The sequence below is a fragment of the Pelagibius sp. 7325 genome (assembly GCF_037652055.1).
GTDB lineage: Bacteria > Pseudomonadota > Alphaproteobacteria > Kiloniellales > Kiloniellaceae > Pelagibius.
In genome coordinates, this window is record NZ_JBBKAH010000002.1 from 703467 (window position 1) to 721495 (window position 18029).

The following is an 18029-nucleotide window of genomic DNA, read 5'->3' on the forward strand; positions in this document are numbered from 1 at the left end:
CGTTAGCGAAAGAGGGCAAGGACGTGCGGGGCGGCCCCTGAAGGCCGCCCCGCTTCCCCTGCCTGACAGCGATCAGTTGCAGCTGCGGGGCGTCAGGCCCTTCTCCTGCGCGTACTGGGCGGCCGAGGCCTCATAGGCCGGACGCAAGGCGTCGCGCCGCGGCTCGATGAAGTCGGTGATCGCCGTCCACTTGGCGCCGTCCCACTGCTGCACGACGGCCGAGCCGCCGCCCTCGTGGTCGGCGCAGGTGATCTTCACCGGGCTCATCAGGCCGTTCATGCCGGCCTTGTCGATCATCTCCTGCGTGATATCGAGGCGCTCCATGCCCCACTGGATCTGCTCGCCGGTCAGCGGCTTCACGCCGAACTCGGCCTGCGCGATGCGGATCGCCTCGGTGTAGTAGAAGGCGTTCACCAGGGCGCGGTTATAGAGCACCGTGCCGATGTTGGCCTTGTCGGCGACGCCGTTGCCGTCGGCGTGCATCTTCTCGATGTCCCGGAAGATCGGCGCCGCGGTGCCGACGCCGGTGATGTTGAGCGACTTGTAGCCCGTGGCGGCGTCTCCGGCCGGGGTGACGTCGGCCTCGGCACCGGACCACCAGATGCCGACGAACTTCTCCATCGGGAAGCCGACCGCTGCGGCCTCCTTGATGGCGGTGGAGTTCATCACGCCCCAGCCCCACATAAAGACCCAGTCGGGGCGCAGCTGGCGGCCGATCTGCAGCCAGGTCGCCTTCTGCTCCAGGCCCGGATGGGCGACGGGGTAGGCGGAGAACTGGAAACCCTCTTCCTTGGCCAGGCGCTCCAGCGTAGCGATCGGCTCCTTGCCATAGGCGGAGTCGTGATAGACCAGGGCGATCTTCTTGCCCTCCAGGCTGCCGCCGGCCTCCTTCTTGGCGTACTGAACCATCACGTCGGCGCCCGCCCAGTAGGTGATCGGCATGGTGAAGACGTAAGGGAAGACGGTGCCGTCGGAGGCGTCTGCGCGGCCGTAGCCCATCGAGAGGACGGGCACCTTGTCGTTGGTGGCGCGCTCGATGAGGGCGTAGGTGATCCCGGTGGAATAGGGGTTCACCACGCTGGCGCCGGTCGGGCCCTGGCCCTTCAGGCGCTCGTAGCATTCGACGCCGCGGTCGTTGTTGTACTGGGTCTCGCACTCCTCCCAGCTATACTTCACGCCGTTGATGCCGCCGTCGCGGGTGTTCACCAGCTGCATGAAGTCGTTGAAGCCGTCCGCCAGGGGAATCCCGCTCGGCGCGTAGGGGCCGGTGCGATAGACCAGCAGCGGCACGAACTGCTCCTGCGCCGAAACCGGCTGAGTCGCGGCGAGCGAGCCGGCCATGGTCACCGCCGCCACGGCGGCGAGGCCCAATTTCCTGAACATCATCCTTGCTACCTCCCTTTTGTGGGCCCGTCTGCGCGGGCCGTCGTTATTTACCTGCCAGGTTTGTTTGTCTGGCAGGCTAACACTGCCCTACCTATGAGGCCAACAGCCGCCCCTCAATAGGGGAACGGCCACAGCCGCAGCTTCTCCTTGCCGATCTGCCACAGGCGGGCAAGGCCATGCGGCTCGACGATGAGGAAGAACACGATCAGTGCACCGAAGATCATGAATTCCAGGTGCGCGATCACCTCGACCCGGATTTGCAGACCCAGCACGCCCGGCGCATTGCTGAGGAAAATCGGCAGCAGCACGATGAAGGCGGCGCCCAGGAAGGAGCCGAGGATCGAGCCCAGGCCACCGATGATGACCATGAACAGCACCTGGAAAGAGCGATCGATCTGAAACGCCAAGGCCTCCACCGAGCCGGTGTAGACGAAGGCCCAGAGCGCGCCGGCGATGCCGATGAAAAAGGAGCTGACGGCAAAGGCCGAGAGCTTGGCCCAGAGCGGACGGATGCCGATGATCTCCGCCGCGATATCCATGTCGCGGATCGCCATCCACGACCGGCCGATGCGGCTGCGCACCAGGTTCTTGGCGACCAGCGCGAGAACCGTCACCAGCACCAGCAGGAACAGGTACTTCACCGCCGGATCGCCGCCCGAGCCGGTCACGGCGAAGCCGGGCAGAACGTCGCGCGGCGGCGCCGAGATGACGCCGGAGGGGCTGTAGTTGGTCCACCAGGGAAACTTGTTGAACATCCACACCAGGAAAAACTGCGCCGCCAGCGTCGCCACCGCCAGGTAGAAGCCCTTGATGCGCAGGCTGGGCAGACCGAACAGCACGCCGACCGCCGCGGTGCCGAGGCCGCCCAGCAGGAAGACGATGACGATGTGCAGTTCGGGAAAGGCGATCGCCAGCTTGTAGGAGAAGAAGGCGCCGCAGGCCATGAAGCCGCCGGTGCCGAGCGACAACTGGCCGCAGTAACCGGTCAGGATGTTGAGCCCGATCGCCGCCAGGGCGAAGACCAGAAACGGCACGAAGATGGTCTCGAGGAAATAGTTGCTGGCGAAGGCCGGCACGGCGAAGACCGCGACCAGCCCGAAGAGCGCCAGGCCGATGCGGTCCTGGCGGATCGGAAAGATCGCCTGGTCCGCGTTGTAGGTGGTCTTGAACTGGCCGGCTTCGCGATACAGCATGGTCCCGGTTCCGTTCCTAAATCCGCTCGATGATGCGTTCGCCGAACAGGCCTTGCGGCCGGACCAGCAGAAAGGCGAGCGCCAGCATGTAGGCGAACCACTCCTGGATCGCGCCGCCCACCAGGGGCCCGAGGAAGACTTCCGCCACCTGCTCTCCGGCGCCGATGATGAGGCCGCCGACGATGGCGCCGGGAATCGAGGTGAAGCCGCCGAGGATAAGCACCGGCAGGGCCTTCAGCGCGATGAGCGCCAGAGAGAACTGCACGCCCGCCTTGGAACCCCACATGATGCCGGCGACCAGGGCGACGATGCCAGCAACCGACCAGACGATGGCCCAGATGGTCTTCAGCGGAATGCCGACGGACAGCGCCGCCTGGTGGTCGTCGGCCACCGCGCGCAGGGCACGGCCGACTCGGGTGTATTGAAAAAACACCGCCAGCACGGCGACCAGCGCGGCGCCGACCAGCGCCGCCACCAAGTCGAAGGCGTTTATCCGGATGCCGTACTCGAAGACATCGGTCAGGATGGTCAGCCCTTGTTTGGGGATGCCGATCTCCAGCATCTTCACATCGGAGCCCCACAGCATCTGCCCGAAGCCGTCGAGAAAATAGAAGATGCCGATGGTCGCCATGAACAAGATGATGTGCGGCTGGTTCACCAACGGGCGCAGCACCACTCTCTCGACCGCTATGGCGACCAGCACCATGACGCCGGCGGTGACGACGAACGCCAGCGTCCAGTGCAGCCCCATCTCGATGAAGCCGACCATGGTAAGCGCGGCGAACAGCACCATGGAGCCCTGGGCGAAGTTGAAGACTCCGGAGGCCTTGAAGATCAGCACGAAGCCGAGCGCCACCAGGGAATAGAGGACGCCCTGCAGCAGGCCCGCGACGAGCACCTCGAGGTAAAAGGCCCAATCGAAAAACAGCGCGCTGTCGGTCATCGCCAGACCCTGGAGGGCGAGGCCGATGACGGCGATCAGCACGGGCACGAAGGCGACCCAGAGGCCGAAGCGCATGGCGGTGGGGTTCATGCTCGCCAGCTCCTAGTGACTGACGCCGAGGTAGGCATCGATGACGTCCTTGTTGGCGCGCACCTCGGCGGGCGGACCGTCAGCCAGCTTGCGGCCGTAGTCCAACACCACGACGCGGTCGGAGATGTCCATCACCACGCCCATGTCGTGCTCGATGAGGGCGATGGTGGTTCCGAACTCGTCGTTGACGTCCAGCACGAAGCGGCACATGTCTTCCTTCTCCTCGACGTTCATGCCGGCCATGGGCTCGTCGAGCAGCAGCAGGTCCGGCTCCATGGCCAGAGCGCGCGCCAGCTCGACACGCTTCTGCAGGCCGTAGGGCAGCCGGCCGACCGGCGTCTTGCGGATCGCCTCGATCTCCAGGAAGTCGATGATCTTCTCCACCACCTCGCGATGCGCGATCTCCTCGCGCTGGTTGGCACCCCAGTAGATCGCCTGCTGAAAGATGTTGCTTTTCATCTTCAGGATGCGCCCGGTCATGATGTTATCGAGGGTCGACATACCCTTGAAGAGGGCGACGTTCTGGAAGGTGCGCGCGATGCCCTGCTTGGCCGCCAGGTGCGGGCGCATGGCCTTGCGCTCCACACCGCGGAATTCGATGCGGCCTTGCTGGGGATGGTAGAATCCGTTGATGACGTTCAGCATCGAGGTCTTGCCGGCGCCGTTGGGGCCGATGATCGCCAGGATCTCGTGCTCGCGGATCTCAAAGGAGATGTCGGTCAGCGCCTTCACGCCGCCGAAGGCCAGCGTGATGTTGTCGACCTTCAAAAGGGTGCCGCCGATATGTTTTTCGCCGTAGGTCATGCGGCATTCCCTCGCACGAGAACACTTACTGTCATTCCCGCACCGCTGTCATCCCGGGGCTTGACCCCGGGATCCATTGGCCTCTGCGTGCGGTTGAACGCTGCCGGTTTCACACTGTCGAGGGACGGAAACGCGGCACGGGCATTGGGTCCCGGCATCAAGTGCCGGGACGACAGTCGAGTGGAAATCACGGTCAGTGCGCCCTCTCCTGCCATCCCCGTCAACTCGCCTTCTTCAGCGCCGGGGCGACCGGCTGGGTCTCGACGTCGACGATCGCGAGGTCGGCCTTGAGGACGCCCTTGCGGCCGTCCTCGAAGGTGACCTCCGTCTCGATGTAAGCCGACCGGGCGTTGGAGTAGAGCGCCTCGATCAGCGGCTGATAGCGCTCGGCGATGAAGCTGCGGCGCACCTTGCGGGTACGCGTCAACTCGCCGTCGTCGGCGTCCAGTTCCTTGTGCAGGACAAGGAAGCGGCGGATCTGGCAGCTCGCCAACTGCGGATCGGCGGCGAGGTCGCGGTTCACCTTCTCGATGTGACCCTTGACGATCTGGATGACCTGCGGGTTGGCGGTCAGTTCCTGGTAGCTGCCGTAAGGCACGTTGTTGCGCTCCGCCCAGCTGCCGACCGCTACCAGATCGATGTTCACGAAGGCCGCGCAGTAGTCGCGCTCGTGGCCGAAGGCCACGGCCTCCTTGATGTCGGGGAAGAACTTCAGCTTGTTCTCGACGTATTTCGGCGCGAAGAGGCCGCCGTCGTTGAGGCGCCCGACGTCCTTGGCGCGGTCGATGATCTTCAGGTGGCCCTTGTCGTCGAAGAAGCCGGCGTCGCCGGTATGCACCCAGCCGTCCGGCGTCTTGGTCTCCGCCGTCGCCTCGGGGTTCTTGAAGTACTCGACGAAGACACCCGGGCTGCGGAACAGCACCTCTCCGCTGTCGGCGATCTTGATCTCGACGTCGATCGCCGGCTTGCCCACGGTATCGGCCTCGATCTCGCCGTCCGGCTGGATGGTGATGAAGACACTGGCCTCGGTGGAGCCGTAGAGCTGTTTCAGGTTCACGCCCAGCGAGCGGTAGAAGTCGAAGATGTCGGGGCCGATCGCCTCGCCGGCGGTGTAGGCAAGGCGGATGCGCGTGAAGCCGAGGGTGTTCTTCAGCGGCCCGTAGACCAGCAGCGCGCCCAGCGCGTAGAGCAGGCGATCGCCCAGGCCGACCGGTTTGCCGTCCAGGATGCGGCTGCCGCTGCGCCGCGCGACGTCCATGAAGAAGAGAAACATGCGCCGCTTCAGCCAGCCGGCGTCCTCCATGCGGATCATCACCGTGGTCAGGATGTTCTCGAAGATGCGCGGCGGCGCGAAGAAGTAGGTCGGCCCCAACTCGCGCAGGTCCTGCATCACCGTAGCGCTGGATTCCGGGCAGGCGACGCAGAAGCCGGCGACGTAGCTCTGGCCGTAGGAGAAAATGTGGTCGCCGACCCAGGCCATCGGAAGATAGGCCACCGACTCCTCGTCGTCGGTAAGGCTTTCCAGCACGACGCCATTGGCCGCCGTCTTGACGACGTTGTCGAAGCTGAGGATCACGCCCTTGGGCTTGCCGGTGGTCCCGGAGGTGTAGAGGATGATTGCGGTATCGGACCCGCGGCTCCTCGCGATCTCCGCGTCGTAGAATTCCGGATGGATCTTGTTGTAATCGCGCCCTTCGGCCTGCACGGCGTCGAAGTGGTGCAGGAAGGGCTGCGTGTAGTGGCGCATGCCGCGCGATTCGTCGTAGACGATCGTCTCCAGGTGCGGGCAGCGCGCCTGCACCTCCAGCAGCTTGTCGACCTGTTCCTGGTCCTCGACCACGGCGAAGCGCGCCTCGGCGTGCTCCAGCACGTAGGTCATCTCCTCGGCCACGGAGTCCTGGTAAAGCGGCACCGGCACCGCGCCGATCGCCTGCACCGCCGTCATGGTCCAATAGAGCCGCGGGCGGTTGTCGCCGACGATGGCGACCTTGTCGCCGCGCTGCACGCCGATGGAGAACAGGCCGGCGGCGAGGTCGCGCACCTCCTGGGCGACGCGGCCCCAGGTGTAGGTCTGCCAGATGCCGAAGTCCTTCTCGCGGATCGCCGGCTTGCTGGGCCGGGTACGGCGCTGGTGCTCCAGCAGCTTGGGGAAGGTGTCGCAATCCGCCGGCGGCAGGGAAACAGCGTGGCGGGGCCGGTGGCGCGGCGCGCTCATGCCGCCGCACTCCACCACCCGTGCCGGAACGCACGCCGGCGTTTCGACGGGGCGGCGGTGATCTGCGCAAAGCCGGCCGCGGCGCCCCGAGGGGTCGCCTGACCAGCACACAGCTCTGATGGTTCCGCCATCATGCAGCCGGGCCTCCCTTTAAGCTTTCCGGTTTGTCGTTCGTTTTATAGCGGCTTGTCGCCACCCGGAAAGCGGTCGCAAAACTATGCGGTCTTCGACCGAAAAATCAACACTCTAGGCACTGTCCCCCGACCCCGATCCGGGCCGCAGCAGCCATTACAGCAGGCTATTCATACCTCACTTCGGTGCCGAAATGTCACTTCATCGTCGGGATGGAGAACTCCGCCCCTTCCTTCACGCCCGAGGGCCAGCGCGAGGTCACCGTCTTGGTGCGCGTGTAAAAGCGGAAGCCGTCCGGGCCGTGCTGGTTCAGGTCGCCGAAGCCGGAGGCCTTCCAGCCGCCGAAGGTGTAGTAGGCCAGCGGCACCGGGATCGGCACGTTCACGCCGACCATGCCGACGTTGATGCGGTCACAGAAGTCGCGCGCCGCATCGCCGTCACGAGTGAAGATCGCGGTGCCGTTGCCGTAGGGATTTTTCATCGTCATGTCGACGGCGTCGTCGTAGGCCTTGGCGCGCACCACCGAGAGCACCGGCCCGAAGATCTCTTCCTTGTAGATGTCCATATCGGTGGTCACGCGGTCGAACAGGCAGCCGCCGACGAAGAAGCCGTTCTCATAGCCCTGCATGGCAAAGTCGCGGCCGTCGACCGCCAGTTCGGCGCCCTGCGCCACGCCGCTGTCGACCAGGCGCTTCACGCGGTCGCGCGCGGCGGCGGTGACCAAGGGGCCCATGTCGACGTCGTTGCCGGCGGTATAGGGGGCGATCTTCAGGCCCTCGACCCGCGGAATGAGACGCTCCATCAGCGTGTCGGCGGTCTTCTCGCCCACCGGCACGGCCACGGAGATCGCCATGCAGCGCTCGCCCGCCGCGCCGTAGCCAGCGCCGATCAGCGCGTCGACCGCCTGGTCCATGTCGGCATCGGGCATGATGATCATGTGGTTCTTGGCGCCGCCGAAGCACTGCACGCGCTTGCCGTTGGCACAGCCGCGCGTATAGACGTACTCGGCGATCGGGGTCGAGCCGACGAAGCCGACGGCCATGATATCCGGATGGTCGAGGATGGCGTCGACCGCTTCCTTGTCGCCGTTGACGACGTTGAGGATGCCGGCCGGCAGGCCCGCCTCCATCATCAGCTCGGCCAGCATCAGCGGCACCGAGGGATCGCGCTCCGACGGCTTCAGGATGAAGGCGTTGCCCGCGGCGATGGCCGGGCAGAACTTCCACATCGGAATCATGGCCGGGAAGTTGAACGGCGTGATGCCGGCGACAACGCCAAGCGGCTGGCGGATGGAATAGATGTCGATGCCGGGGCCGGCGTTGCCGGTGTACTCGCCCTTCAGCAGCTGCGGCGCCCCGAAGCAGAACTCGGCGACCTCAAGGCCGCGGATGACGTCACCCTTGGCGTCGGGCAGGGTCTTGCCGTGCTCGCGCGACAGCGCCTCTGCCAGCTTGTCCATGTCGCGGTGCAGCAACTCGACGAACTTCATGAGCACGCGCGCGCGGCGCTGCGGGTTCACCGCGGCCCAGGCCGGCTGGGCCTCCTTGGCGTTGGCGACGGCGGCGTCCAGTTCGGCCGGGCTGGCCAGCGGCACGCGCTTCTCGACCTCGCCGGTCGCCGGGTTGAAGACCTCGGCCGTGCGGCCGCTCGATCCTTTGACGTGCTTGCCGCCGATGAAGTGCGTCAGTTCCTGCACCTGAAGTGTCCTCCCAGACGTGTCCGCAGTCGGGGCCACCTTGCCCGCCGCGCAATTCGGTAGTTGTGCGTAGTACATTCTTCTATGCGCCTAAACCGCCATTTTGTCATTTTCATTTTGCATTTCTGCAAGGACACGGCGAGCATGGCTGCAAGAACGCAAGCCTACCAGAAACCGACGCCGCTCAGAAGCCATCCATGCGCTGGGACGATCTGAAGTTCTTTCTGGCGGTCGCGCGCACCGGCCAGCTGACCATCGCCGCCAAGGGCCTGAAGGTCGACAACGCGACGGTGGCGCGGCGCATCCGTGCGCTGGAGACGGCGCTGGACGCGCGCCTGTTCGACCGCAACCCCAAGGGCTACAGCCTGACCGAGGTGGGCCAGCGCCTGCTGCCCTCGGCGGAGGCGATGGAGACCACCACCCTGCAGGCCCAGGCACAGCTGCAGGGCCGCGACGATTCCCTGGAGGGCGTGGTGCGCCTGGGCGCGCCGGACGGCTTCGGCAGCTTCTTCCTCGCCCCGCGCATCCACAAGCTGGCGCGCCGCCACCCCAAGCTGGAGATCCAGCTGGTCGCCCTGCCGCGGGTGCTCAGCCTGGCCAAGCGCGAGGCCGACCTGACCGTTGCGATCACCCGGCCGAAGTCCGGGCGTCTGCTGGCCGCCAAGCTCACCGACTATCACCTGAGGCTCTATGCGGCGCCGGACTACCTGAAGGAGAATCCGCCGATCCGCGACCTCGACGACCTCGCCCAGCACGCCATGATCGGCTACATCCCCGACCTGATCTTCGACCCCAAGCTGGACTACATGCCGATCCTGGGCCGCAAGGTGGTGCCGCAGATCTCCAGCAGCAACCTGATCGCCCAGCTGAACGCCACCCTGGCCGGCGCCGGCCTCTGCATCCTGCCGGACTTCCTGGCCGGCGAGCAGCCGGGCCTGCAGCCGGTGCTGCGCAAGACCTTCTCGCTGACCCGCACCTTCTGGATCGTCGCCCACGAGAACACCGCCGATCTGCGCCGCATCCGTGAGACCATCGAGTTCATCAAGGAAGAGGTCCGCGCCAACAAGGACATCTTCTGAGCGACAGGGCAGCGACCTGAAACGCGGCGCCGGCGATCAACCCTGCCTTGAAAGAGTTGCCCCGAAAGGTACGCGGGGGCGCTCGCCGCCCCCGCCGATTTCCTTACCCGCCGGGCCGGCAGAGAAGTGCGGGCGAGCCGAAACCGCCCGCCAGCCTTCACGAATCCTAGAGAAATCCCCAGTTAAAACGGCATGGACAACTTTGTGGCGGCGAGTATGGTATCGCCCGTATTCCCATAAAGTGAGCTCCCGCGGAGCGGTCGCAACCGGTCGCGGGGCACGCCGACGACCACACCCGGCTTTGCGGCGGTCCTTCGAGACCGCTGCGGCGCCGGGCGCAAGGGCGTCAGGTGTGGCCCAACGCAACCGAAGGAGAGAGGCTCATGCCAGCCAAGGACACCCTGAAAACCCGCCGCGACCTCAAGGTCGGGGGTAAGACCTACGCCTACTACAGCCTGGAGGCCGCCGCCGGCGAGATCGGTGACGTCTCGCGCCTGCCCTATTCCATGAAAGTGCTGCTGGAGAACCTGCTGCGCTTCGAGGACGGCAGCAGCGTCACCGTCGACGACATCCGCGCCATCGGCCAGTGGCTGAAGGACAAGCGCTCCGACCGCGAGATCGCTTACCGCCCGGCCCGCGTGCTGCTGCAGGACTTCACCGGCGTGCCCGCCGTGGTCGACCTGGCCGCGATGCGCGAAGCGCTGACGAAGCTGGGCGGCGACCCCAAGAAGATCAACCCGCTGTCGCCGGTCGACCTGGTCATCGACCACTCGGTCATGGTCGACAACTACGGCAGCGACGACGCCTTCAAGAAGAACGTGCAGGTCGAGTTCGAGCGCAACGGCGAGCGCTACTCCTTCCTGCGCTGGGGCCAGACCGCGTTCGACAATTTCCGGGTCGTGCCGCCGGGGACCGGCATCTGCCACCAGGTGAACCTGGAATACCTCTCGCAGGTCGTGTGGACCAAGAAGGAGGACGGCGCCACCGTCGCCTATCCGGATACCCTGGTCGGCACCGACAGCCACACCACCATGGTGAACGGCCTCTCGGTCCTGGGCTGGGGCGTCGGCGGCATCGAGGCCGAGGCAGCCATGCTGGGCCAGCCGGTCTCCATGCTGATCCCCGAGGTCGTCGGCTTCAAGCTGACCGGCCGCATGAAGGAAGGCACCACCGCCACCGACCTGGTGCTGACCGTGGTGCAGATGCTGCGCGCCAAGGGCGTGGTCGGCAAGTTCGTCGAGTTCTACGGCGACGGCCTGGACCATCTGACGCTGGCCGACCAGGCGACCATCGGCAACATGGCGCCGGAATACGGCGCCACCTGCGGCATCTTCCCGATCGACGAAGAGACCATCCGCTACCTGACCTTCACCAGCCGTGACCCCGAGCGCGTGGCGCTGGTCGAAGCCTACGCCAAGGCCCAGGGCATGTGGCGCGACGCCAACACGCCCGATCCGGTGTTCACCGATACGCTGGAGCTGGACCTCGGCAGCATCGAGCCCTGCCTGGCCGGACCGAAGCGCCCGCAGGACCGCGTGCTGCTGTCGGCCGTGAAGGCCTCGGCGGAGAAGGCGCTGACCGACATGGGCAGCGGCCCCTCCACGCCGGCGCCGGGCACCGACTACAGCATCGACCCGGCCGACGTGGTGATCGCGGCCATCACCTCCTGCACCAACACCTCCAACCCCGCCGTGCTGGTCGCCGCCGGCCTCCTGGCCAAGAAGGCCAACGAGCTGGGCCTGACGCGCAAGCCCTGGGTGAAGACCTCGCTGGCGCCGGGCAGCCAGGTGGTCACGGACTACCTGAACGCCGCCGGTCTGTCGGAGCATCTCGACGCCCTCGGCTTCGAACTGGTCGGCTACGGCTGCACCACCTGCATCGGCAACTCCGGCCCGCTCGACGCGCCGGTCACCGAGGCCGTCGAGAAGGGCAACGTCTCGGTCGCCGCGGTGCTCTCCGGCAACCGCAACTTCGAGGGCCGCGTGCATCCGCTGGTGAAGCTGAACTACCTGGCCTCACCGCCGCTGGTGGTCGCCTATGCCATCGCCGGTTCGCTGAAGGTCGATCTCTTCAAAGATCCGCTGGGCACCGGCAAGAACGGCAAGCCCGTCTACCTGAAGGACATCTGGCCGTCCAACAAGGAGATCGAGCAGGTCATCGGCGACGTGCTGACGCCGGCCATGTTCAAGGCGCGCTACGCCAACGTCTTCGAGGGCCCCGAGGAGTGGCGCGACATCGACGCCGGCTCCGGCATGACCTACCTGTGGAACCCCTCCTCGACCTACGTGCAGTACCCGCCCTTCTTCACCGAGATGAAGGCGGAGCCGGAGCCGATCGGCGACGTCGTGGGCGCGCGCGCCCTGGCGATGCTGGGCGATTCCATCACCACCGACCACATTTCGCCGGCCGGCTCGATCAAGAAGGAGAGCCCGGCGGGCGACTACCTGCTGGAGCACCAGGTGCGGCCGCTGGACTTCAACTCCTACGGCTCGCGGCGCGGCAACCACGAGGTCATGATGCGCGGCACCTTCGCCAACATCCGCATCAAGAACGAGGTGGCGCCGGGCACCGAAGGCGGCGTGACCCGCCACCTGCCCGACGGCAAGGTGATGCCGATGTACGACGCGGCCATGGTCTACGCCGACGAAGGCGTGCCGCTGGTGGTGATCGGCGGCAAGGAGTACGGCTCCGGCTCCTCGCGCGACTGGGCGGCCAAGGGCACGCGCCTGCTGGGCATCAAGGCGGTGATCGTCGAGAGCTTCGAGCGCATCCACCGCTCCAACCTGGTCGGCATGGGCGTACTGCCGCTGCAGTTCATGGAGGGCACCAGCCGCCACACCCTGAAGCTGACCGGCGAGGAGACCTTCGACGTCACCGGCGTGGCCGGCGGCTTGAAGCCGCGCATGCAGCTGACGCTGACCATCCACCGCCCGGACGGCAAGTCGGAGCAGGTGCCGGTGCTGTGCCGCATCGATACCGCCGACGAGGCGGAGTACTACCGCAACGGCGGGATCCTGCACTACGTCCTGCGCAGCCTGATGAAGGCGGCGTAAGCCAATCCTTCATCGGTATCGGCCGCAACGAGAAAGGCCCCTGCCATCCGGCAGGGGCCTTTTTGTCTGCACAGGCCGAACCCCGTTGCGCTCAGCGCGGGGCGGGCGCGGTGTCACCGATAGCGGCTTGCCGCAGGTCGCCGAGGAAGGCGTCTAAGACCCCTGCGGTGGCGCGGTTGAGCGCGTCGATCGAGGCGCCGACGCTGTCGTTCTCGGCAGCCTCCTCGGCGCTATAGGTGTCGACGACCAGCAGGGCGTCGTCGGAAAGGCGCTGCAAGACCAGCTCGATCTCCACCACCACCTTGGGCGCGCCGTCGCCGACCAGACGCTCGAAGCGCTTGGCCTTGCCGCTGACCCGATAGTCGGCGCGCACCCGCGTGTCGGGCGTGACCACCAGACCGGCGGCGCCGCTGCGGCGCAGGTAGGTGACCATCTGGTCCTGCAGCATGCGCGGCGGCACGTCGTTCCAGTAGTGATAGTTGTGCTGCTGCAGCTCGGTGGCGGCGACGCCCGCGCTGTAGAGCAGCGGGCGTTCGCGCAGCAGGCCGTCGGCCAGCAGCGGCTCCACCGTCATCACGCCGGGCAGCAGCGCCGCGCCGCTGACCTCGGCCGGCATCGGCACCAGCAGGCGGTAATAGTGGTCGCGCGGCACCGGCGGCGCGGATCCAAGGCAGGCGACCAACAGCGGGGCGAGCAGAAGCATGGGCAGCAGGCGCTTCATTGTGTCTGGCTCCGGGTCGTTCGCGGCGGCGACGCCTGGATATTCACTTCCTCGGGCGGCGAGCCACCCAGCAGCAGGCTGGGGTTCTGGCGGATCAGGCGGCTGAACTCGTTCATGTTGCGAGTCGTGCCGGCGAGGTTGTGATTGATCGTATCGATGTTCTGGGCGACGGAGCGCAGGATGTAGCGGGTATCGTCGAGGGAGGCGTCGACATTGCCGCGGTTCTTCTCCACGACGTCCTGCAGCTCGGCGACGACGCTCTCGAGCTGGCCTAGCGTGCCCTGCACGGCGGTGCTGATCTCGACGAACTGGCCCGACACTGCGTTGACGTTGTGAACCGTCTGCTGGACCTCCGCCACGTTCTGCTCCGACAGCAGCGCCTGCAGCGCGGCGAGCGTGGTGTTGAGCTCTTGCGTGAAGGTCAGCAACTCGGCGGCGATCTGCGGCACCTGGCCGCGGGCATCTGTTGCCACCGCGTTCAGCGAGCCGAACAGTGGTGCGACGTCGCGGTCGAGCATGCGGTTGGCGTTGACGACGAGATCGCCGAGGCGGGACAGCAAAGGCATCAGGCCATCGCGCGACAGCTCACCGACCTGCCCGGCGACGCTGGACATGGCGGCGAACATGTCGGCCGCCGGCGCGGAGGCGATGCGCGTCCCGGGGCTGAGCGCCGCCGCGGAGCGGCCACGCTGGATCTCGACCGTCTTGGCGCCGAGGAATTGCGAACTCTGGACGCGCGCCACGCTGTCCTCGGGAATCGCGAAACCCTCGCGCACGGAGACCTCCAGGCGGAAGACCGTCGCGCCGCCTTCCGTCACCGGCTCGATTTCCTCGACCTGTCCGACGGGAAAGCCTTCGAAGCGGACCTGCGTACCGAACTTCACGTCGGCCACGTTGTCGAACAGGACGACGTAGCGGTCGCGCGCGCCGGCGCCCCCGGCGAGGGTGACCGCCGCGCCGATCACAGCCGCGAGCATGGCAAGGACGAAAGCGCCGACGACGGCGTAGTTGAGGTGCTGGTGTCGCATCGGTCTAGGGCGCTCTCGCTTGCTCGCCGGCGCCGCCGAGGGAGGGCATCACCTCGCCGGTCAGGCGCTGCAGATAGGATTGGGCGTCGACCTCGGCGTCCTCGGAACGCCGGTTCAACAGGTTCTGGATGCGCCGGTTGTCCGACCGCCGGATGCCCGCGACGTCGTCGACCAGCAGGATGCGCCCGTGGTCGAGCACGGTGATGCGGTCGGCGATCTTGAAGGCGCTTTCCAGTTCATGGGTGACCACCACCATGGTCATGTTCATGGCGTCGCGCAGCTTCAGAATGAGGTCGTCGAGCGCCGAAGAGACGACCGGGTCGAGGCCCGCCGAGGGCTCGTCGAAGAACAGCAGAGCGGGATCCATGATGATGGCGCGGGCGACCGCCGCGCGCTTCAGCATGCCGCCGGAGAGCTGTGAAGGCATCAGCGCGTCAGCGCCGGCCAGGTTGACCACCTCGAGCTTCAGGCGCGCCATGATCTCCATGGTCTCGCGGGCGAGCCGGGTGTGCTCGCGCAGCGGCAGCATGATGTTGTCGAGGACGGTCATCGAACTGAACAGGGCGCCGCCCTGGAAGGCAACGCCGATCCGCCGCCGGAGCTTCAGCATTTCCATGGCGCCAGCGCGGGTGATGTCGGTGCCCAGGAGTTCGATGTGCCCGGCCGTCGGCCGCGTGAGCCCCACCAGATGGCGCAGCAGAGTGGACTTGCCGGAGCCGCTGCCGCCCATCACCACCATGATCTCGCCCGGCCGCACCTCCAGGTCGACGTCGTGCAGCACCTGGTGCGGGCCGTAGTGGGCCTGCAGGCCCGCCACGTGGATGGCGGGCGCCTGAGTTGCGGCAACTTGTGTGGAAGCGCTCATCGGCCTAGCCTGCGGTCACGACGAAGGCGAAGATCATGTCGACCACGATGATGGCCGCGATGGAGTGCACCACCGCGCGGGTGGTGCGCCGGCCCACGCCTTCGGCGCCGCCGTCGGCCAGCGCGCCGTTCACCGTGGAGACCAGGGCAACCATGGCGGCGAAGAGCACGCTCTTGCCGAGCCCGTGCGCCAGGTCGTTCACCGACAGCGCGGCGACGACGTCGGCGAAGTAGGCACTCATGCTGATCTGCAGCGCACCGGTGACGAAGACGCCCGCGGCGGCGAGCGCGACGATGTTGGCCCAAATTGTCAGGCAGGGCACCATCACCATCATGGCAAAGAGCGCCGGGGCAACGAGGAAGCGCACCGGCGAGATGCCGATGACGCGCAGGGCGTCGACCTCCTGGTTGATCATCATGGTGCTGAAGCGTGCCGCCAGGGCGGAGCCCGAACGCCCGGCAATGAGGATGCCAACGATGAGCGGCGCGAACTCGCGCACCACCGAGAGGGCGATGCCGATAGTCGCGAAGGATTCGGCCCCGAAGAGACCGAGGCTGTAGAGGCTCTGGATCGCCAGCATCATGCCGATCGTGGCGGAGAGCACCGTGGTGATGGGCAGCGCCCCGATGCCGATCTGCATCATCTGGGCGAACACCGCGGTGAGGCGCACCGGCTGGCGCCGCGTCGGCCCGAGCGCGGCCCACAGCAGGGATTCGAGGAACAGCGCACTGGCGAAGCCGACTTCCTCGACCCCGCGCACGACGCTCCGCCCGAACCCCTCCGCAACCCGCAGCATCCGCGCCACTCCTAGTCCGTAGCCGCCAGGGCGGCGTCGATGTCTGAGTGGATGGAGAAGACCTTGTCGAGGCGGGCCAGCTCGAAAACCCGGAGGGCCTGCGGACTCACCGCGACGAGGCGCAGGCCGGTGCCCCGCCCGGTCGCCCGCTGCAGCGCCTCGACCAGGCTGGCGATGCCGGAGCTGTCGATGTAGGTGACCGCGGAGAGGTCGACGAGAACGTCCTGCTGTCGATTGACGCAATCGAGCAACTGCCGCCGCACCGTCGGGGCGCGATCGAGATCGATGTCGCCGCCGAGCGCGACCACCAGGTGGCCTCGTACCTCGCGGATGCTTTCGGTCATATCGCCGGATCCTTCTTCTTGGTCATCTGCAGGACGTTGCCGACGCCGGTGGGCGAGCGCCCGAAATCGGCGCTGTCCATCAGCGCGTGGATGAAGTAGGTGCCGAGGCCGCCGGGCCGGAGGTCGTGCAGGGCACGCGGCTGAACCGCCGTGGGGGCAACGGCCGGGCCGAAATCGGTCACTCTCAGAATCATGCGGTCCGCATCGTCCAGGATGTCGAGCAGGATGGGTCCGCCGCCGCGGCCTTCGTAAGCGTGGAGGATGACGTTCTGGCACGCCTCGCCGACTGCGAGAACGATGTCCTGCGCGGTACGCTCGTCGAAGCCGCAGAACCGCGCGGCGCTGCGCACCGTGTCGCGTACCACCACCATGCGATCGGCGCGCGCCGGAACGCGCAGCTCCAGCAGGTACTCCGCGGTGTTCGCGTTCATGGCATCGCCTGCCGGCTGGCGGGGCCGGGTTGGCCGATGCCGGCATCGGTTGCCACCCAGGCATCGTCGATGGCGAGCACCGTCAGATCGTCGCGCGCCTCCCAGCCGCCGTCCTGGTCCAAGGTCGCGAGCAACGCCTCCAGCCGGCGCGCCAGCGGCAGCTCCGCAAGCGCCTCGATGAGCTGGATCAACCCCTCGACGCCGAGCCGCTCGCCGCTGACATAGCGGTACTCCGTCAGTCCGTCGGTGAACACGTAGAGCTCGCCGCCGTCGAGCGCCATCCGCTCGTCTGCCGCGCGAAGGGATTCCACGATTCCGAGCGGCGGGGCGCCGGCCGGGAACGACTCGTAGCTGCGGTCGCGGCGGCGCAGCAGCGGCGGCAGATGCCCGGCGTTGGCAAAGCAGACGCTGCCGTCCGTGCTGCAGTACTGGCCGGCGACCATGGTGACGAACATGCCCGCCGCGGCGGTCTCGTGAAGCTCCGTGTTGATCGCCTCGAGCAGCCCGGCGGGCTCGGCGATGCGCTTGCCGAGGCAGCGGAACAAGCCGATCGTCTTGGCCATCAGCAGTGCGGCGTTCATCCCCTTGCCTGAAACATCACCCAGCGCGAAGGCGATATGCTCCCCATCCAGAGGGTAGAAGTCGAAGAAGTCACCCGACAACTTGCGCGCCGGCAGGTTCACGCCCCAGATCGGCAGCGCGCCCGGGTCGCATTGCGGCTGCAGGCTCTGCTGCAGATCGGCTGCCATTTCTAGACTGTCGCCCACGCGCAACTGTTCGGTCAGCCGGTCGCGCAGCGCGGCGTTCGCCATGGCAAGCTGCATCAGCCCGGTTACTGCCGTGCGGAATGGGGCGCCCTCGCGGTCGGCGTCGGCCAGGATCTTGCGGAAGAGGGTATCAAGCTTCTCAGCAGAGTCATCGCCTGCGGCGAGGCCGCTGCTCAGCTCGCCGAGAAAAGTGAGCTGCCGGGACAGGCCGTTGCCGGCACTCCCTGCCGCTTCAAAATACCGCTGAACCGGCATAGCCCTATCGCGCAGTGTTTATGTTGAGTACGTCCGCAATAGTAGGAGGCAGAGGTTAACCATCCCTTTTGGCGCCTCTGGATACGGCACCCGGTGACAGAAAGTGAGTCCGGCGGCGCGCAACCGCCGGTCGCCGTAGCGCACGCCCAACGCGCAAGTGCAGGCTCAATGACGACAAGATGGCGTGGCTGCCGGCATGGACGGCAACAGCATGCGAAGGCTGCTCGAGTG

At 66.7% G+C, this 18029-nt stretch carries 15 protein-coding genes; 2 read left to right on the plus strand and 13 right to left on the minus strand.

Translation table 11 applies throughout. The features are described 5' to 3' along the window. Window positions 1-72: 72 nt before the first annotated feature. The 6 genes from WDC82_RS05245 to WDC82_RS05270 form a co-directional block, all read right to left on the minus strand. Window positions 73-1386, minus strand: coding sequence for an ABC transporter substrate-binding protein (locus WDC82_RS05245; protein WP_340116205.1), 1314 nt, complete (start codon window positions 1384-1386; stop codon window positions 73-75). Window positions 1387-1499: 113 nt separating this feature from the next. Further along, a complete protein-coding gene (locus WDC82_RS05250) occupies window positions 1500-2579 on the minus strand; it encodes a branched-chain amino acid ABC transporter permease (RefSeq protein WP_340116206.1) in 1080 nt (359 codons plus the stop codon). Between the two features lie 16 nt (window positions 2580-2595). After that, window positions 2596-3612 (minus strand): branched-chain amino acid ABC transporter permease, encoded by a 1017-nt coding sequence (locus WDC82_RS05255; RefSeq protein WP_340116207.1) that lies wholly within the window; start codon window positions 3610-3612, stop codon window positions 2596-2598. 12 nt (window positions 3613-3624) lie between these two features. Further along, window positions 3625-4416: an ABC transporter ATP-binding protein gene (locus WDC82_RS05260; RefSeq protein WP_340116208.1), complete on the minus strand. Its 792-nt coding sequence runs from the start codon at window positions 4414-4416 to the stop codon at window positions 3625-3627. Window positions 4417-4636: 220 nt separating this feature from the next. Beyond that, window positions 4637-6631: an AMP-binding protein gene (locus WDC82_RS05265; protein ID WP_340116209.1), complete on the minus strand. Its 1995-nt coding sequence runs from the start codon at window positions 6629-6631 to the stop codon at window positions 4637-4639. 328 nt (window positions 6632-6959) lie between these two features. Then, on the minus strand, window positions 6960-8459 hold the full coding sequence (locus WDC82_RS05270) for a CoA-acylating methylmalonate-semialdehyde dehydrogenase (protein WP_340116210.1): 1500 nt from the start codon (window positions 8457-8459) through the stop codon (window positions 6960-6962). A gap of 197 nt (window positions 8460-8656) precedes the next feature. On the opposite strand from WDC82_RS05270, the gene WDC82_RS05275 reads away from it, so the two are divergent. Both WDC82_RS05275 and acnA read left to right on the plus strand, forming a co-directional pair. Next, complete coding sequence (locus WDC82_RS05275; RefSeq protein WP_340116211.1) at window positions 8657-9538, plus strand: LysR family transcriptional regulator; 882 nt, start codon at window positions 8657-8659, stop codon at window positions 9536-9538. Window positions 9539-9921: 383 nt separating this feature from the next. Then, window positions 9922-12591 carry an aconitate hydratase AcnA gene (acnA, locus tag WDC82_RS05280; protein WP_340116212.1) on the plus strand — a complete coding sequence of 890 codons (2670 nt, stop codon included), beginning with the start codon at window positions 9922-9924 and terminating at the stop codon, window positions 12589-12591. A gap of 91 nt (window positions 12592-12682) precedes the next feature. Here acnA and WDC82_RS05285 read toward each other — a convergent pair whose 3' ends face one another. The 7 genes from WDC82_RS05285 to WDC82_RS05315 are packed head-to-tail and all read right to left on the minus strand — an operon-like array spanning window position 12683 to window position 17798. Next, the gene (locus WDC82_RS05285) at window positions 12683-13312 is read right to left on the minus strand and encodes an ABC-type transport auxiliary lipoprotein family protein (RefSeq protein ID WP_340116213.1); all 630 of its coding nucleotides are present in this window, start codon (window positions 13310-13312) and stop codon (window positions 12683-12685) included. Next, on the minus strand, window positions 13309-14340 hold the full coding sequence (locus tag WDC82_RS05290; RefSeq protein ID WP_340116214.1) for an MlaD family protein: 1032 nt from the start codon (window positions 14338-14340) through the stop codon (window positions 13309-13311). The genes WDC82_RS05285 and WDC82_RS05290 overlap by 4 nt, the downstream gene beginning before the upstream one ends. A gap of 4 nt (window positions 14341-14344) precedes the next feature. Then, window positions 14345-15205, minus strand: coding sequence for an ATP-binding cassette domain-containing protein (locus WDC82_RS05295; protein ID WP_340116215.1), 861 nt, complete (start codon window positions 15203-15205; stop codon window positions 14345-14347). Window positions 15206-15209: 4 nt separating this feature from the next. Then, entirely contained in the window at window positions 15210-16001 is a 792-nt protein-coding gene (locus WDC82_RS05300) for an ABC transporter permease (protein WP_340116216.1), read from the minus strand. 11 nt (window positions 16002-16012) lie between these two features. Beyond that, on the minus strand, window positions 16013-16345 hold the full coding sequence (locus WDC82_RS05305) for an STAS domain-containing protein (protein ID WP_340116217.1): 333 nt from the start codon (window positions 16343-16345) through the stop codon (window positions 16013-16015). Further along, complete coding sequence (locus WDC82_RS05310; protein ID WP_340116218.1) at window positions 16342-16776, minus strand: ATP-binding protein; 435 nt, start codon at window positions 16774-16776, stop codon at window positions 16342-16344. Before WDC82_RS05310 ends, WDC82_RS05305 begins: the two co-directional genes overlap by 4 nt. Continuing rightward, a complete protein-coding gene (locus tag WDC82_RS05315; protein WP_340116219.1) occupies window positions 16773-17798 on the minus strand; it encodes a PP2C family protein-serine/threonine phosphatase in 1026 nt (341 codons plus the stop codon). The genes WDC82_RS05310 and WDC82_RS05315 overlap by 4 nt, the downstream gene beginning before the upstream one ends. Between the last annotated feature and the right edge of the window lie 231 nt (window positions 17799-18029).

What these genes read in the sequence shown, in the direction of transcription:
- WDC82_RS05310 (WP_340116218.1), bottom strand. Translation starts at nt 16,776, where the DNA reads ATGAACGCGAACACCGCGGAGTACCTGCTGGAGCTGCGCGTTCCGGCG.
- WDC82_RS05265 (WP_340116209.1), bottom strand. Translation starts at nt 6,631, where the DNA reads ATGAGCGCGCCGCGCCACCGGCCCCGCCACGCTGTTTCCCTGCCGCCG.
- WDC82_RS05255 (WP_340116207.1), bottom strand. Translation starts at nt 3,612, where the DNA reads ATGAACCCCACCGCCATGCGCTTCGGCCTCTGGGTCGCCTTCGTGCCC.
- acnA (WP_340116212.1), top strand. Translation starts at nt 9,922, where the DNA reads ATGCCAGCCAAGGACACCCTGAAAACCCGCCGCGACCTCAAGGTCGGG.
- WDC82_RS05305 (WP_340116217.1), bottom strand. Translation starts at nt 16,345, where the DNA reads ATGACCGAAAGCATCCGCGAGGTACGAGGCCACCTGGTGGTCGCGCTC.
- WDC82_RS05285 (WP_340116213.1), bottom strand. Translation starts at nt 13,312, where the DNA reads ATGAAGCGCCTGCTGCCCATGCTTCTGCTCGCCCCGCTGTTGGTCGCC.
- WDC82_RS05295 (WP_340116215.1), bottom strand. Translation starts at nt 15,205, where the DNA reads ATGAGCGCTTCCACACAAGTTGCCGCAACTCAGGCGCCCGCCATCCAC.
- WDC82_RS05260 (WP_340116208.1), bottom strand. Translation starts at nt 4,416, where the DNA reads ATGACCTACGGCGAAAAACATATCGGCGGCACCCTTTTGAAGGTCGAC.
- WDC82_RS05275 (WP_340116211.1), top strand. Translation starts at nt 8,657, where the DNA reads ATGCGCTGGGACGATCTGAAGTTCTTTCTGGCGGTCGCGCGCACCGGC.
- WDC82_RS05300 (WP_340116216.1), bottom strand. Translation starts at nt 16,001, where the DNA reads ATGCTGCGGGTTGCGGAGGGGTTCGGGCGGAGCGTCGTGCGCGGGGTC.
- WDC82_RS05250 (WP_340116206.1), bottom strand. Translation starts at nt 2,579, where the DNA reads ATGCTGTATCGCGAAGCCGGCCAGTTCAAGACCACCTACAACGCGGAC.
- WDC82_RS05315 (WP_340116219.1), bottom strand. Translation starts at nt 17,798, where the DNA reads ATGCCGGTTCAGCGGTATTTTGAAGCGGCAGGGAGTGCCGGCAACGGC.
- WDC82_RS05290 (WP_340116214.1), bottom strand. Translation starts at nt 14,340, where the DNA reads ATGCGACACCAGCACCTCAACTACGCCGTCGTCGGCGCTTTCGTCCTT.
- WDC82_RS05245 (WP_340116205.1), bottom strand. Translation starts at nt 1,386, where the DNA reads ATGATGTTCAGGAAATTGGGCCTCGCCGCCGTGGCGGCGGTGACCATG.